This is a genomic window from Halomonas alkalicola (genome assembly GCF_030704205.1).
Taxonomy (GTDB): Bacteria; Pseudomonadota; Gammaproteobacteria; order Pseudomonadales; family Halomonadaceae; genus Halomonas; species Halomonas alkalicola.
The window spans coordinates 3,448,596-3,463,088 of record NZ_CP131913.1; the positions used below are offsets into that span (position 1 = coordinate 3,448,596).

At 71.5% G+C, this 14,493-nt stretch carries 14 protein-coding genes, 1 tRNA gene and 2 pseudogenes; 5 read left to right on the top strand and 12 right to left on the bottom strand.

Going from position 1 to position 14,493, the window contains the following annotated elements:
* Nucleotides 1–136 precede the first annotated feature (136 nt).
* Nucleotides 137–496, top strand: a complete 360-nt coding sequence (locus B6N23_RS16235; protein ID WP_305500730.1) for a hypothetical protein — start codon at nt 137–139, stop codon at nt 494–496.
* A 28-nt stretch (nt 497–524) separates the two neighbouring features.
* On the opposite strand, the gene B6N23_RS16240 is transcribed toward B6N23_RS16235, so the two are convergent.
* The 5 genes from B6N23_RS16240 to B6N23_RS16260 form a co-directional block, all read right to left on the bottom strand.
* Entirely contained in the window at nt 525–1,127 is a 603-nt protein-coding gene (locus B6N23_RS16240) for a hypothetical protein (protein WP_305500733.1), read from the bottom strand.
* A gap of 244 nt (nt 1,128–1,371) precedes the next feature.
* Nucleotides 1,372–1,779 carry a hypothetical protein gene (locus B6N23_RS16245; RefSeq protein WP_305500735.1) on the bottom strand — a complete coding sequence of 136 codons (408 nt, stop codon included), beginning with the start codon at nt 1,777–1,779 and terminating at the stop codon, nt 1,372–1,374.
* Between the two features lie 56 nt (nt 1,780–1,835).
* Nucleotides 1,836–2,153, bottom strand: a complete 318-nt coding sequence (locus B6N23_RS16250; protein WP_305500737.1) for a winged helix-turn-helix domain-containing protein — start codon at nt 2,151–2,153, stop codon at nt 1,836–1,838.
* A 31-nt stretch (nt 2,154–2,184) separates the two neighbouring features.
* Entirely contained in the window at nt 2,185–3,258 is a 1,074-nt protein-coding gene (locus B6N23_RS16255; RefSeq protein WP_305500740.1) for a hypothetical protein, read from the bottom strand.
* Between the two features lie 70 nt (nt 3,259–3,328).
* Nucleotides 3,329–4,405, bottom strand: a complete 1,077-nt coding sequence (locus B6N23_RS16260; protein ID WP_305500742.1) for an alpha/beta hydrolase — start codon at nt 4,403–4,405, stop codon at nt 3,329–3,331.
* A 150-nt stretch (nt 4,406–4,555) separates the two neighbouring features.
* On the opposite strand from B6N23_RS16260, the pseudogene B6N23_RS16265 reads away from it, so the two are divergent.
* The 3 genes and pseudogenes from B6N23_RS16265 to B6N23_RS17075 all read left to right on the top strand — a co-directional run.
* Nucleotides 4,556–5,920 (top strand): annotated as a pseudogene (locus B6N23_RS16265) (IS1182 family transposase).
* A gap of 207 nt (nt 5,921–6,127) precedes the next feature.
* The gene (locus B6N23_RS16270; RefSeq protein ID WP_369424725.1) at nt 6,128–7,171 is read left to right on the top strand and encodes a ferric reductase-like transmembrane domain-containing protein; all 1,044 of its coding nucleotides are present in this window, start codon (nt 6,128–6,130) and stop codon (nt 7,169–7,171) included.
* A 21-nt stretch (nt 7,172–7,192) separates the two neighbouring features.
* Nucleotides 7,193–7,444: pseudogene (locus B6N23_RS17075) on the top strand (ferredoxin reductase family protein); the annotation flags it as partial.
* Nucleotides 7,445–7,566: 122 nt separating this feature from the next.
* Here the strand turns inward: B6N23_RS17075 and bioA are convergent.
* The 7 genes from bioA to bioB all read right to left on the bottom strand — a co-directional run bounded on the left by bioA (nt 7,567) and on the right by bioB (nt 13,700).
* Nucleotides 7,567–8,847, bottom strand: a complete 1,281-nt coding sequence (gene bioA / locus B6N23_RS16275) for an adenosylmethionine--8-amino-7-oxononanoate transaminase (RefSeq protein ID WP_305500744.1) — start codon at nt 8,845–8,847, stop codon at nt 7,567–7,569.
* 115 nt (nt 8,848–8,962) lie between these two features.
* Nucleotides 8,963–9,047, bottom strand: a tRNA-Leu gene (locus B6N23_RS16280).
* Nucleotides 9,048–9,091: 44 nt separating this feature from the next.
* Nucleotides 9,092–9,805, bottom strand: coding sequence for a dethiobiotin synthase (gene bioD, locus B6N23_RS16285; protein ID WP_302138903.1), 714 nt, complete (start codon nt 9,803–9,805; stop codon nt 9,092–9,094).
* 9 nt (nt 9,806–9,814) lie between these two features.
* Nucleotides 9,815–10,666 carry a methyltransferase domain-containing protein gene (locus B6N23_RS16290; protein ID WP_305500748.1) on the bottom strand — a complete coding sequence of 284 codons (852 nt, stop codon included), beginning with the start codon at nt 10,664–10,666 and terminating at the stop codon, nt 9,815–9,817.
* Nucleotides 10,663–11,403, bottom strand: a complete 741-nt coding sequence (locus B6N23_RS16295) for an alpha/beta fold hydrolase (protein WP_305500750.1) — start codon at nt 11,401–11,403, stop codon at nt 10,663–10,665. Before B6N23_RS16295 ends, B6N23_RS16290 begins: the two co-directional genes overlap by 4 nt.
* Complete coding sequence (gene bioF / locus B6N23_RS16300; protein WP_305500752.1) at nt 11,400–12,578, bottom strand: 8-amino-7-oxononanoate synthase; 1,179 nt, start codon at nt 12,576–12,578, stop codon at nt 11,400–11,402. The genes B6N23_RS16295 and bioF overlap by 4 nt, the downstream gene beginning before the upstream one ends.
* 3 nt (nt 12,579–12,581) lie before the next feature.
* Nucleotides 12,582–13,700, bottom strand: a complete 1,119-nt coding sequence (bioB, locus tag B6N23_RS16305; RefSeq protein ID WP_305500755.1) for a biotin synthase BioB — start codon at nt 13,698–13,700, stop codon at nt 12,582–12,584.
* A gap of 41 nt (nt 13,701–13,741) precedes the next feature.
* On the opposite strand from bioB, the gene B6N23_RS16310 reads away from it, so the two are divergent.
* Complete coding sequence (locus B6N23_RS16310) at nt 13,742–14,482, top strand: ComFC family protein (protein ID WP_305500757.1); 741 nt, start codon at nt 13,742–13,744, stop codon at nt 14,480–14,482.
* Nucleotides 14,483–14,493 lie beyond the last annotated feature (11 nt).

A 14,493-nucleotide genomic window follows, 5' to 3' on the forward strand; every position in this document is an offset into this window, starting at 1 on the left:
GGGCGGCGGCTGTCGTGCCGCCCGCTCGCGCTGGCGTAGAACGCCCTGGCTCATCGAGGCGCTCCCTGGCTTAAGGTCGGCGCCGTCGGCCATCAGTGCCACACTGACACCGACCATCCTTCGACGGAGAGTGCCCATGAGCAACGGACCCTACGGGCAGATCGCCTGCGGCTGCGGTGCGCTATCGCTGCTGGTATGCGGCGCCCCCCTGGCTCTCGGCGAAGACGCCGAGGGCGAGGCGGTGGCCTTCTGGCCGCTCTCGGCCATCCAGATCGGCCAGGGGGCCGATGAGCTCGAGCTGTTGATGGAAGCGCGCGGTGGCGAGGCCTGGCGCTGCGGGCGCTGCGACGAGCGCCTGCTGCACGGCGATGACGAGGCCGGCGTGGCGGTGCTGGCGGGGATTCCGGAGGATAGCGACGGGCCCGGCGTGGCGTTGACGGCAGCGCAGCGGCGCCGCCTCGAGGCGCTGGGCTATCGAGTTCTGGCGGGAAGGTAACAGGGGAGGCGGCGCCTCCCCTGTGGGGTCAGGCGCTGCGCAGGTCGCAGCTGACCGCCGGGTTGAAGGGCTCGAGGTTGCCGCTGGGGTTGGTGCGGAACCAGACGTGCTGGTCGTAGTGGGGCTCGAAGCCGTGAGCCTGGTCGCCGGGGATGGCCGGGTCATCGGCCATGTAGTCCCAGGTGCGGCCCAGGAAGCTCGGCGGCTCGCTGTGGCCGGCCTCCTGCCAGGCCCGGGCGAACACCAGGTTCTCGACGCCCACCAGCACCATGGATCCGTCCGCCTGGGGTTCGTAGAGCAGGATGGCGGGCTCCATGAAGTCGGTATGGGTGCCGGTGCCGTCCACCCGCGGTTCGGTGGCGGTGATGCCGAGCAGGTCGGGGCGCATGTAGTGGATGCCCATGTGTCCGAGTTCCGGCGGCAGGCCGTGCCCGCCGGCCTTTACGCACTCGCCGGAGGGATCGGGGATGTAGCCCTCGGCCAGCGCCACGTTCACGTCCGTGAAGCGTTCCACCGCCGCACGGATCGCCTCTATCGTTTCGGCAACGTCATCGGCCTGGCCGCTGGCGGCAGGCAGGCCTGCGGCGGCGAAGCCCAGCACGACGATGCCACTCCACAGGATATTACGCATCGGGGTCTCCTCCGGGTCATGTCGTGGCGCGGGAAGTCACGACCTCGGCCCCTGCGCCGGGCGGCGAGGGGCCGAGAGATATGGGGTGGGTCACCTTGATCATAGCCGGCGGGGGAGGGAGGCAGCGGGTGGTTACGCTAGGGTACCCGGCATCAGCCGGGCGGGCTGTGCGGGCTGATCGGCCTAGGTCCGCATCACGGTGCCGCGGCCACGGTGGCTCTCAAAAGAGGCGTTACGAAAGGCGTTACGAGAGGCGTTTCCAGCCGTGGAGCAGGTAGCGGGTGGCGCTCTGCCAGCGAGAGGGGGCGGCGGGCACCGGCGCCTTGGCCAGGGCGTCGATGGCCCGCTGAAGGGCCTCGAGGATGGCGTCCAGGTGGCGGTGGCAGAGGGTGCTGTCGAGGCCGCCGGGGCAGCGGGAAAGGAGCTGGTCGCAGGCCTCTCGGGCGCTCTCGAGGGCCTCATGGGCGTCGGCGGGCAGCGTCGGCTCCTCGCTGCAGGCCGTGAGTTCGCGGCAGAGCATGCCGAGCATCCGGGTGTCGAGCCAGCAGGGCAGGCCGTCTTCGGCCTTGCCGGCCATGGACTCCTTGATGGCGCGGAAGGAGCCCCGCAGGAAGACGGCGGTGTAGTACGCCTTGGGGCGCTCTGTACTCATGGGGTGCCCGTGCTGTCGTTCAAGTGAGAATGCATATCAACTGTGATGCATTTTCATCATTGGGTCAATGCCGGGTCTAGCGGCGGGTAGCCCAGCGCCTGACGCAGCGCCTCGGCATGGGCGGCGACCCAGTCCGGGTCGATCGGGCCCCAGTCGCGGATGACGTAGGCGCCGATGTTGTGGCGTGCCCCTTCCTCGTGCTCGAACTCGCAGGCGATATCCAGCTCGCCCAGGGCGGAGAGGGTGTCCTGGGCGGTGCGCCGCGGCATGCCGGTGGCGGCCGTCACCGCCGGGATGCTGGCGATCCCCCGGGACACCAGGTAGGCCACGTAGAGGCGGCGGTAGAGGCTGGATCGGGTCTTGCTGAGTGTCATGGGGCCTCGCGTCTTGGGGGGGTATCTCGGGTCACATTCGTACGCGGTCGAACTCGCGGCGGAAGTACATCTCCAGGCGCAGGTCCAGCGCCCAGCGCGGTTCGCGGTCCGCCTCGCGGGGGAAGTGCAGGGCGGGGGCCACGTCCAGGAAGAGGATGCCGCGGTGCAGGTCGCGGCGGTAGCGGGTCTGCAGGTAGGTGTCCTCGATGCGCGGGTTCGAACCGCTCTCGCCCAGCGCCACGGCGCTGTAGCGGATCGCCCGGCGGCGGTCGATGCGCCGGTTGAGCTCCACCGCCTCGCTGAACTCCAGGGTATCGACCACCTCGCGCCACTGCACGTTGGTGATGAAGCGCAGGTGGCGGTTCTCGTCCACGGGGCGGCCGATGTCCCAGCGGGTGCGGGCGGAGTAGCCGTCCTTGTTGAACCAGGAGAGGCGGTTGTCGCTCTCCAGCTGCCAGGGCCCGTCGTTGAGGGTCCAGAGGCGCTGGGTGATCACCCGGGCGTAGGGGTCCAGCGGCAGCCGCACGCGAATGCCGGCGCCGACCTGGGTGTTCCACTGCTCGCTCTTGTCGCGGCGCCCCAGGCGGTTCAGGCCGATGCGCAGGCTCTCCACGCCGCTGATGCGGTCATCCACCAGCTGGTTGTCCTGCTCGGCCAGGGTGCCCTGGGTCTCCTCCGGCTCGCTCTCGATGACCAGCCGCAAGCGCTCCTCGGTGGTGGGCAGGTCGAGGCGGAAGCGGGCGCCGATGTCCTGCTGGAAGGCATCGCCCTCCTTCCAGCGCCAGCCCTGGCTGATCCTGAGGTAGGAGTCGTTCTCGATGCTCAGGGCGTCGGTGGTGCCGAAGAAGCCGTCGATGCGCCGCGAGGTGGTCTCGACCCAGCGGGAGACGTTCTCGTGCAGCGGCTCGATCCGTTCGTTGGCCCAGGGGGGCAGGTCGCTGTCATCCTCCGGGAGGCCCTCGGCATCGGGCTCGCCGTCGCCGCCTTCCGGCATCTCGACGGCGCCGAGCTCATCGTCGAGCCAACCGCCCATGGGGGCCGGGGCGGTGTCGGCGTGGGCGCCCAGGGCGGCGCAGGCCGCCTGCGCGATCAGGACCTTTCTCATCCGTGGGCTCCCCCTCAGTTCCTGATAGCAGTCTATCCATGAACCCCGTTGAAGTCGCGAACTGCGGGCGCTAGCGGCAGAGGGCGTCGCGGGCTTCGGCCTGGGTCACCTCGTGGCCGGAGGGCAGTGCCGCCGCGGGGTCGAGCAGCCAGGCGGCCAGGTCGGCCTCGGTGCGCTCGCGCCGGGTGTAGCGGGTCAGCATGTGGTAGCCCCCCGGATAGAGTGCCAGGCGCCACGCGGGGGCGTCGGTGTCCTGCGCGGGCAGGCGTTCGAGCAGGGCGCAGGCGGCCTCGGCGGGAATCACCTCATCCGCGTCGCCGTAGAGGATCAGGGCGGGCCCCGGCAGCCGCTCGGCGGCGTTCAGGGCCAGGCTCATGGTCTCGCTGACGCCATGCAGAGTGTCGACCCGGGCGCTGCGCAGGATCAGCGGGTCGCGGGCCAGGCGCGCCATGATCTCGGGGTCGTCGGTGGGCTCGATGCCGAGCCGGCGCACGCTGCTGGCCGAGAAGCTGACCGAGGGGATGAGCCGCACGCCGAGCCACAGGCTGGCGCGCTGGTACCAGGGCATGGCCTCGAACCCCCACACCGCCGGGGCGATCAGCACGCTGCCGGCCACCGGCGGCGGGTCGTCCGCGAGGGTCAGCAGCACCACTGCGGCGCCCATGCTCTTGCCCACCAGGGTGAGGGGCGTGTCGGGGTGGCGCGCCTGCAGCAGCGCGACCAGGTGGTGAACATCGGCCACCAGCCGCCGGTGACCGGGCCAGATCCGCCGCTGAGCGGTGAGGCCGAAGCCGCGCTGATCGAAGGCGTAGGTGGCGATGCCGTGGGGAGCGAGCGCCTCGGCCATGACGTCGAAGCTGCCGCCGTGGTCGTTGAAGCCGTGGACCGCCAGCACCAGGGCGCGGGGCGCCTGGGCAGGCTCGCCCTCGGCGGGCCAGTGCCGCAGCGGCAGGCGGTAGCCGTCCTCGGCGATCGCCCAGTCGGGCTCCAGGCGCACGGTATCCGGGCCGGGCCCGGGCTGCTGGAGCATCGCCTGGCCGCAGCCGCTCAGCAGCAGGGCGCCGAGCACGAGCAGGGCTCGCCGCAGGGCCGGGTGCAGAGAAGGGGGTAGAGAAAGACACAGCGCGGGGCGCGGGCGTGCGGGCATGGGGCTCTCCGGTCCGAGTCCCTTGATCATACCCCCGGGGCGGCGCCGGGTTTCACCCCTTCGGTCACTCGCCTACCCTAGCAGCCTGTCGGTCTTTCCGTTGCACCGTGAGATACTGACCACCGTCATCGCCGAGCTGAGAAGATCGCCATGAGCCGCTTCATCCCTGTGGATCGCCAGACCGATTACCTGCTGCCGCCTTCGGTAGACGAGTGGTTGCCCGATGGTCACCTGGCGCGGTTCGTTGTCGATGTTGTCGAACAACTGGACCTCTCGACGTTGACCCGGCGTTACATGGGGCGGGGTTCCAAGGCACATCACCCGGCGGTGCTACTGAGCCTGCTGATCTACGGCTACGCCACCGGGGTGGTCTCCAGCCGCAAGATCGAGCGTGCCACCTATGACTCGGTGGCGTTCCGCTACCTGGCCGCCAATACCCATCCCGACCATGACACGCTGGCCACCTTTCGCCGCCGCTTTCTGCCGGAACTGGAACAGTTGTTCGTACAGGTACAGGTGCTGCTGCTGGCCCGCGAGATGAAGCTGCTCAAGCTTGGCACCATCGCCCTGGACGGCACCAAGCTCAAGGCCAACGCCAGCAAGCACAAGGCGCGTTGTCGTATGGCCATGCCAAGAAGCTGGAGGCACAGTTCAGGGCAGAGGTGAAAGCGCTGACCGATCGGGCCGAGTCGGCGGACAAGGAGGACGCGGCCGACGGCATGGATATCCCCGCCGAGATTGCCCGCCGTGAAGCCCGCCTGGCGGCCATCGCTGAGGCGAAGGCCAAGATCGAGGCGCGCGCCGAGGAGCGGGACGCCACCGAGCAAGCCGCCTATCAGGAAAAGGTGGCGCGGCGGGAGGCGCAGCGCAAGGCCGGCAAGAAGCCCCGTGGGCGTGACCCCGAACCGCCCACTGGTGGCCCGCGTGACAAGGATCAGATCAATTTCACCGACCCGCAGTCGCGCATCATGCCGGTCACCGGCAAGGGGTTTGATCAGTGCTACAACGCCCAAGCCGCGGTTGATACCGAGAGTCTGCTGGTGACCCATGTCCACGTCACGCAGGCGACCAATGACAAGCAGCAAGTCATGCCGCTACTGACGGCCTGGCAAGGTTACCCGGAAACGCTGGGGAAAACCTGACCACCTGCTGGGTGATACCGGCTACTTCAGTGCCAGCAATATCCAGGCCTGCCATGACCATGGTATCGAACCGCTGTTGGCGATGAAGCGAGACGTCCATCACCTTCCGGTCTTTGAACGTTTCGCCGCGGATCCGCCTGCCCCGGAGAGCGAGGACCCCGTCGAACAGATGGCACACCGCTTGAAGACGCAGGCGGGCCGAGCGCTCTACGCATTGCGCAAACATACCGTGGAGCCGGTCTTCGGGATCATCAAACACGTGATGGGGTTCCGGCAGTTCTCGCTACGCGGACTGGATAAGGTCAGCGGCGAGTGGCGATTGGCCACCATGGCGTGGAATATCAAGCGGATGCACCGGTTGACGGCGGGCTGAGGGCTCGCCGCGCCCAACCGGCCAGCAGGCAAGGCGTCAGAACCGCCTTGCAGAAGCTGAGGGGCAGGTTAAGAGCCACCACACAACAGCACCAACACCAACACCAACACAGGGGGGGGTGAAGAACCCACGCCTCAGCTCATCCATTAACCTCAAGTCCGACAGACTGCTAGGGGGCGAAGGAATGAGCTGGTCAGGGAGGAGACGATGAGCAACGTGATGCGGCGTGCCCTGGGGTGGGGGGGCATCTATCTCGTGCTGGCGCTGCTGCCGGTGGCCGCGGTGGTGGCTCTTTCCCCGGCAGAGGGGCGCGGCTTCGGGGTGGAGCTCGGCACCCTGCTCGGGCTGCTGGCCCTTGCGGTGATGGCGCTGCAGGCGCTGGTCTCGGGCCGCCACCGCTGGTTCGGCGAGGCGCTGGGCTTCGACAACCTGCTGCAGTTCCACCGCCGAATGGGGCTCTTCGCGCTGCTTCTGGTGGTGGCCCATCCGCTGGTCATGCTTGCCGCGCGGCCGGCCTGGCTCGACTACCTGGACCCTCGCGACGACACCCTGCGCGCCCTGGCCCTGATCGGGCTGCTGCTCGCCACCCTGCTGCTGGTGGTCACCTCGCTGTGGCGCCAGGCCTGCGGGCTCTCCTACGAGCGCTGGCGGGCCCTGCATGGCCTGCTCGCGGTGGCGGTGGTGGGCGGCGGCTTCGGCCATGCGCTCATGGTGGGGCATGTCACCCGGGGGCTGCCCGGATGGCTGCTGGTCGGGCTGGTGGGCGCGTCACTGCTGCTGGTGGCCCAGAGCCGCCTGCTGAGGCCCTGGCGGCTGCGCCGCCGCCCCTGGCAGGTGGTCGAGGCGTCGCCGGCGCGCGGCGACGCCACCACCCTGGTGCTGGCGCCGGTGGGTGAGCATCGGCTCGCCTTCGCCCCCGGGCAGTTTGCCTGGATCACCCTGGGCGATACGCCCTTCCGGCTCCAGCAGCATCCATTCTCCATCGCCTCCTCGGCGGCGCGGCCCGAGCGGCTGGCCTTTACCATCAAGCGGCTGGGGGACTTCACCACGACCCTGCCCGAGGTACCCGCCGGCACCCGGGCCTTCGTCGAGGGGCCCTACGGCGCCTTCCTGCCGGACGCCGGCAACCCGTCCGGCGCCGTGCTGATCGCCGGGGGCATCGGCGTCACGCCTGTGATGAGCATCCTGCGCACCTTCGCCGACCGCGGCGAGCGCCTGCCGCTGTGGCTGATCTATGCCAATCCGACCTGAGAGGAGGCCACCTTCCGCGAGGAGCTCGATGCCCTGGCCGAGCGCCTCGACCTCAAGGTGATCCACGTGCTCGACGAGCCGCCGGAAGGCTGGCAGGGCGAGCGTGGCAAGGTCGACCGCGAGCTGCTCTCGCGCTGCCTGCCCGCCGACGACGGCCGCCGCGACTACTTCATCTGCGGCCCGGACCCGCTGATGGATGCCGCCGAGAGGGCGCTGATCGAACTGGGGGTCGCCCCGACCCGCCTGCACTCCGACCGCTTCGACATGGTGTAAGGAGAGAGACCATGCTGCATCGCTACGCCCGCCATGCCGCCACCCTGATCGCCGTGCTGCTGGTCATCGCGGCGCTGCTCGCCGCCCTGCTGCGCGGCTGAGGGCGACCTCCACACCTGGCCTCAGCGCCGGAACCACCCCTTCATCACCGCGGTGATGCGGCGCATGTCGTCCGGGGAGGTGACGTAGGCGGGCATGGTGTAGAGCCAGCGGCCGATGGGGCGCAGCCAGACCCCCTGCTCGCGGGCCCAGTCGGCCACGCCGGCGAGGTCCGCGGCGGCGCGGGTCTCGATCACCGCGGTGGCGCCCAGGGTGCGCACCTCGACCACCGCGGGGTGGGCGGCCAGCGCCTCGTCCCTTACCAGCTCCTCTTCCAGCACCCGGTTCAGCCCGGCGATCCGGCCCAGGTACGCCTCCTCCTCGAACACGGCCAGGCTTTCCAGCGCCACGGCGCAGGCCAGCGGATTGCCCATGAAGGTCGGCCCGTGCATGAAGGCATGCATCGGCGAGTCACCGATGAAGGCTTCATGCACCCGGTCCGTGGCAAGCGTTGCCGCATGGCCGAGATACCCCCCGGTGAGTCCCTTGGAGAGCACCATGATGTCCGGCGTCACCCCGGCGTGGTCGGCGGCGAACAGCCGCCCGGTGCGGCCGAAGCCGGTGGCCACCTCGTCGAACACCAGCAGCACGTCGAACTCGTCGCACAGCTCGCGCGCGCCCTGAAGGTAGCGGGGCGAGGTCATGTTGAGCCCCCCGGCGGCCTGCAGCAGCGGCTCCATCAGCAGGGCGGCGATCTCGTGATGGTGGCGCTCCAGCACCGCGCGCAGGGCGGCCAGGTCCTGCGCCACCGCCTCGTCGTCGGCGTGAAAGGGGGCGGTGGGGGCCGGGGCGAAGTGGTGGCGGGGCAGGTAGCCGGCGAAGAGCGAGTGCATCCCCTCCTCGGGGTCGCACACCGCCATGCAGCCGGCGGTGTCGCCGTGGTAGGCCTTCATCAGCGAGAGCATGCGGTGCTTCTCCGGCCGGCCCCGCAGCCTGTGGTACTGCACCGCCATCTTCATGGCGACTTCCATGCCGACGGAGCCGCTGTCGGAGAAGAAGACGTGGTCGAGGCCGGCGGGGGTGATGCGTACGAGCTCCCTTGCCAGGCGATCGGCGGGCTCGTGGGTCAGGCCGCCGAGCATCACGTGGCAGAGCGCGTCGGCCTGCCGCTGGATGGCGCTCACCAGGCGCGGGTGGCGGTAGCCGTGGATCATGCACCACCAGGAGCAGGTGGCGTCCAGGAGTGTCTCGCCCCCTTCCAGGGTGAAGTAGGGGCCCTCGCCGCCGATGACCTTCGGCGCCTGCCGCTGGGTCTTGAGGTGGGCATAGGGGTGCCAGACGGGAGAGCGGTTGCTCGAGGTCATTCAGGGCTCCAGCAGGACATGGGGGTAACGGACGGACACGCGAAGGCGCCGCGCATCCTGGAAGAGATGACGGAGAAGGTTCGTCGATAGCGGGGGGGACAGCGAGAAACCACGATGGTGCGGATGAGAGGACTTGAACCTCCACGCCCGAAGGCACCAGGACCTAAACCTGGCGTGTCTACCAATTCCACCACATCCGCACGAGTAGGCAGGCGAGCACATTTTACGGACGGTGCCTCCCAAGTCAATGAGCATCGGGAAGTTCCAGGTGGTCGGCGGCGGCCGCGGCCATGGCGGCAGGCGCGTCGGCCGCCAGCCGTGGGATCACGCCGAGGCAGGGAGCGGGGAGGGTGCGCGCCAGGGTGGCCAGGTTGTCCTGGTAGAGAGCGTCGTCTGCGGCCGCATCGAAGGAGAGTCCGGGGTCCACCAGGCTGCCGATCCAGCCGGCCAGGCGCAGGCCGGAGGCCGTGATGGCCTCGGCGGTCAGGCGGGCGTGGCTGAGGCAGCCCAGGCGCAGGCCCACCACCAGGATCACCGGGAGCTCCATCGCAAGTGCCAGCTCGGCGAGGTCCTCGTCGTCGTTGAGCGGCACCCGCCAGCCGCCGGCGCCCTCCACCAGGGTCAGGTCGCGCTCGAGGGCCAGCAGCGGTCGCAGCCAGCCGGTGAGGTCGGCCAGGCGCACCTCGACCCCGGCGCGCCGGGCCGCCAGGTGGGGCGCGATGGCGGGGGCGAAGGCGTAGGGGTTGATCGTCGTGTAGTCCACTGCCGGTACGCTCTCGGCCTGCAGGGCCAGGGCATCGGCGTTGCGCAGGCCGTCCGGGGTGGTCTCGCTGCCCGAGGCGATGGGCTTGAGGCCCAGGGTGGTGAGGCCCTCGCGGCGTGCGCGGGCCAGCAGGCCGGCGCTGGCTAGGGTCTTGCCGGCGTCGGTGTCGGTGCCGGTGACGAAGTAGGCGGGCATCGTGTCTCCTCAGTCTCGGGTCAGGTCGAGGGTGAGCAGCCGGTAGCTGACCGGCAGCCCCTCGGGCTCGCGCAGGGCGTCGAAGCGGCGCCGGGCCCGGGCCAGGTCGGCGCGGGTCAGCCGGGCGCCGGGGCGCGCGGTCTGGGCGCCCACGCCCTTTATGGAGGCCATCACCGCGGCCAGGTCGGGGTAGTGGAAGCGCCGGGTCTGCCGCTCGACGTTGACGCGGCGAAAGCCGGCCAGGCGCGCTGCGGCCAGGTGCTGCTCGCGGCCGAGCAGCGGCAGCAGGGCAGCGGGGGAGCCGGGCCGTGACCAGGCGTGGCCGACCTCCGCCAGGGTGCCGGGGGCGAGGGTGTTGATCAGCGCGCGCCCGCCCGGGCGCAGCACCCGGTGCAGCTCGCTCAGTACCCGGGAGAGGTCCGGGCACCACTGGATGGCCAGGTTGGAGAACACGAGATCCAGGCTGACGTCCGCGAGCGGCAGGGCGGCGGCGTCGGCGCATACCCAGCGCAGGCGCGGGTCGCTGCCGTGGTCGTGTCGGGCCGCGGCCAGCATCCCCGGGGCCAGGTCGAGGCCGATGACCGTGGCGTCGTCGCCGAAGCGTTCGGCCAGGCGCTCGCTCCAGTGCCCCGGGCCGCAGCCGAGGTCCAGCACCCGCCAGGGCGTGCCCAGGGGCGTGATGGGCGCGGGTGCGGGCAGGCGCTCCCAGAGCACCTCGCCCATGGCGAGCTGGGCAGAGGCCAGGCGCGCATAGTCGCGGGCGGCTCGGGAAAAGGCGTGGGCGACCCGGCGCCGCCACTGGGGCGAGGGGGGCGAGGGGGGCGAATCGAGCGCGTGGCGTGCGGCGTGGGATGCGCTCATGGGCAGGCCTCCGCGGTGGGGGCCGCGGGCGCGCGATGAGGCGCGGCGGCAAGCGTCGCCAGGGCCTCGGCCGGGGCGGCGGGCCGGGAGAGCATCGGGCAGTGGCCGGCCTGCTCGAGCCGATGATCGGCGCGGGCGATGGCTGCCGGCGCCTGCAGCGGGTCGTTGGCGCCGCTTATCCGAATCACCGGGCAGCCGGCACCGGCCAGGGCGGAGGCGAGGTCCAGGGTCTCCAGCCACTCCAGGCCCGCGGCCAGGGTGGCGGTATCGGCAGGCGGGCCGCCGTTCAGCAGGGTGCGCAGCCGTCGATGGGCGTCTCGGGGGCTGGGTTCGCCGCCGAGCTGCCAGCGCTGGAAGTGGGCCAGGGTGGCCTCCGGGTCCCGGGCGAAGGCGCGGCGGAAGGCGGTGAGCTCCGCGCGGCTGACGCCTTCGGGGTCGCAGAAGCGTGCGCCCATGCCGAGCAGGATCAGTGCACGAGGCGCCGGCAGCCGGGCGAGCAGGGGGCCCGCCAGCAGGCCGCCCAGCGACCAGCCGACCCAGACGGCGTCGGTGGGGAGCTCGCGCGCCATGGCCTCGGCCAGGGCGTCCAGGCAGTCCGGGGGCGCCAGCGGGGCGCGGCCCCCGTAGCCGGGCCAGTCCGGCGCGCTGACGCTGACGCCGTCGGGCCAGTGCTCGGCCAGCGGCTGCCAGATCCGCGCGTCGCAGCCCCAGCCGGAGAGCAGCACCAGTTGCGTCATGGGGTCACCTCCGCCGCGCTGGAACGCTCGGCGGCCCGGCAGGCGGCGAGCCCCTCGAGCAGCGCCTCCAGGTCACTGTCGGCGTGAGCGGCCGAGAGCGTGATGCGCAGCCGGGCCTGGCCCCGGGGCACGGTGGGCGCGCGGATGGCGCCGACCAGAAGCCCCCGCCCGGCCAGCCGCTCGGCCCAGGCCATCACGCGGCGGCTCTCGCCGAGCACCAGCGGCTGGATGGGCGTGTGGCTCTGCGCCAGCGGCAGCCCTAGGCCTGCGGCCTCGGCGCGAAAGCGGGCGATCAGGCGGGCCAGGCGGGCGCGCCGCTCGGGCTCCTCGGCCAGGATCTCCAGGGCTGCGAGGGTCGCCGCGGCGACGCCGGGCGGCTGGGCGGTGGTGTAGACATAGGGACGGGCGAACTGGATCAGGTGGTCGATCAGCGCCTGGCTGCCGGCCACGAAGGCGCCGCCGCTGCCCAGCGCTTTGCCCAGGGTGCCGACCAAGACGGGCACGTCCTCCACACGCCGTGGCGCGCCCCCAGCGCAGCCGTCGCCGTGTGCGCCGAGCACGCCGAGGCCGTGGGCGTCATCGATCATCAGCCAGGCCCCGTGGTGACGCGCCAGCGCGGCGAGGCCGGCGATATCGGCCACGTCGCCGTCCATGCTGAAGACCCCGTCGCTGACCACCAGCTTCGGCGCCTCGACGGGGGCGCGCTCGAGCAGCCGCGCGAGATCGGCCAGGTCGCCATGGTGGAAGCGCCGCGAGGGGGCTCCCGATAGGGCGGCGCCATCGAGCAGGGAGGCGTGGTTGAGGCGATCCTGGAACACCCGGGTCTCGCCATCGCAGAGCGCCTGGAGAGTGCCCAGGTTGGCCATGTAGCCGGTGGAGAAGAGCAGGGCCCGGGGCCGGCCGGTGAGCTCGGCCAGCCGGCACTCGAGTGCCTCGTGGACCGCCAGGTGGCCGCTGACTAGGTGCGAGGCGCGCCCGCCGGCACCGTCACGGCGGGCGGCCCGGGCCATCGCCTCGGCCAGGCGCGGGTCGCCGGCCAGCCCCAGGTAGTCATTGCCGGCAAAGTCCAGGGGGGCGGTATCGGGGGAGGCGGTGCGGCGCTGGCGCCACAGGCCGCGTGCCCGGTGCGCCTCGCCGCGCTCGGCGAGGCGGCTTGGCCAGTCGCGGGTGGCCATGGCTCAGGCGCCGGCGTCGTAGGCGAGTTCGCTGGCCCGGGCGGCGGCCCCTGCTGCCGTCTGACGGGCCAGTGCGGCTTCGACGCCTGCCTGCATCCGGGCGTCGTCGGCACAGGTCTGACGGCTTTCGGGATGCAGGCCGAGCCGGGCGAACAGCGCCCGGTCGCGCTGGGCCTGGGGGTTGGCGGTGGTCAGCAGCCGCTCGCCGTAGAAGATGGAGTTGGCGCCGGCCAGGAAGGCCAGCGCCTGGGTGGCATCGTCCATCTGCTCGCGGCCGGCGGAGAGGCGCACGTGGCTCTTCGGCATCAGGATGCGGGCCACGGCGATGGCGCGGATGAACTCGATGGGGTCCAGGTCCTCCACGTGCTCGAGCGGGGTGCCCGGCACCTTGACCAGCATGTTGATGGGCACCGACTCGGGGTGCGGCTCGAGCCGCACCAGCTGCTGGAGCAGGGCGGCGCGGTCGCGGGGGGCCTCGCCCATGCCCAGGATCCCGCCGGAGCACACCTTCATGCCGGCGTCGCGCACGTGGCCGAGGGTCTCCAGGCGGTCGGCGTAGGTGCGGGTGGTGATGATCTCGCCGTAGTAGTCCGGCGAGGTGTCGAGGTTGTGGTTGTAGTAGTCGAGCCCCGCCTCGGCCAGGCGCCCGGCCTGGTCGCCGTCCACCATGCCCAGGGTCATGCAGGTCTCGAGCCCCAGCGCCTTGACCCGGCGCACCATCTCCAGCACCGCCTCGAGGTCCTTCTCCCGCGGGCTCTTCCAGGCCGCGCCCATGCAGAAGCGGCTGGCGCCGGCCGCCTTTGCCGCCTCGGCCTGCTCGACCACCTTCTCGATCTCCAGCAGCTTCTCCCTGGAAAGCCCGGTGTTGTAGTGGCCCGACTGCGGGCAGTACTTGCAGTCCTCCGGGCAGGCACCGGTCTTGATGGAGAGCAGGGTGGAGACCTGCACGGCGTTGGGGTCGAAGTGGGCGCGATGCACCCGCTGGGCGTGGAACAGCAGGTCGTTGAAGGGCAGGGCGAAGAGCGCCTCGATCTCGTCGAGGGTCCAGTCGTGGCGCGGCCGGGCCGTGGCGGCTAGGGTCAAGGAGTCGGCGGTCGAGATCGCATCGCGGGTATCGAACATGAGGGGGCTCGCTTATGGTCAACTTGGGCGTGGTGAGTAAGTTGACGGAAAGCCTATCCCAGTGGCGCCTGTTGTCAACCCGGGTGGGTGCCGAGGTTGACAGGCGGCTGCGTCGTCACCTGCCGGGCCGCTGCGCCTTCTGCCTGGGCGAGGCCGAGCGGGAGCGCCCCTGGTGTGCGGCCTGCTTCGTCGAGCTGCCCTGGAACCTGCCGGCCTGTCCGCGCTGCGCCGAGCCCCTGCCCGGGCGCCCCGAGGCGCGGCCATGCGGGCGCTGCCTGCGCTCCCCGCCCGCCTTCACGCGCAGCCGGGTGCCGCTGCGCTATGAACAGGAGGTGGCCGGGCTGGTGCAGCGCTTCAAGTTCGAGGCCTCTCCCCGGGCCGGGGCGGTGCTGCTGGCGCTGTTCGAGGCCGGCCTGCCCGAGACGGTCCTGGCCTGGCCCCAGGCCCTGGTGCCGGTGCCGCTGCACCCCTGCCGCGCCCGGGAGCGGGGCTTCGATCAGGGCGACTGGCTGGCCAGACGCCTGGCGCGTCGGCTCGAGCGTCCCCTGGTGCGGGCACGCCGGTGTCGCGACACCCCCAGCCAGCGCGGCCTGGACCGCGACGAGCGCCGCCGCAACCTGAACCGCGCCTTCGTGATCGAGGCGGCGCTGCCCCCGCGGGTGGCGCTGCTGGACGATGTGATGACCACCGGGGCGACCCTGGAGGCCCTGGCGTCGGCCTGCCGCGCGGCGGGTGCCCGCGAGGTCGAGGCGTGGGCGGTGGCGAGAACGCCGCTCCAGTAAAGCTGAAGGCT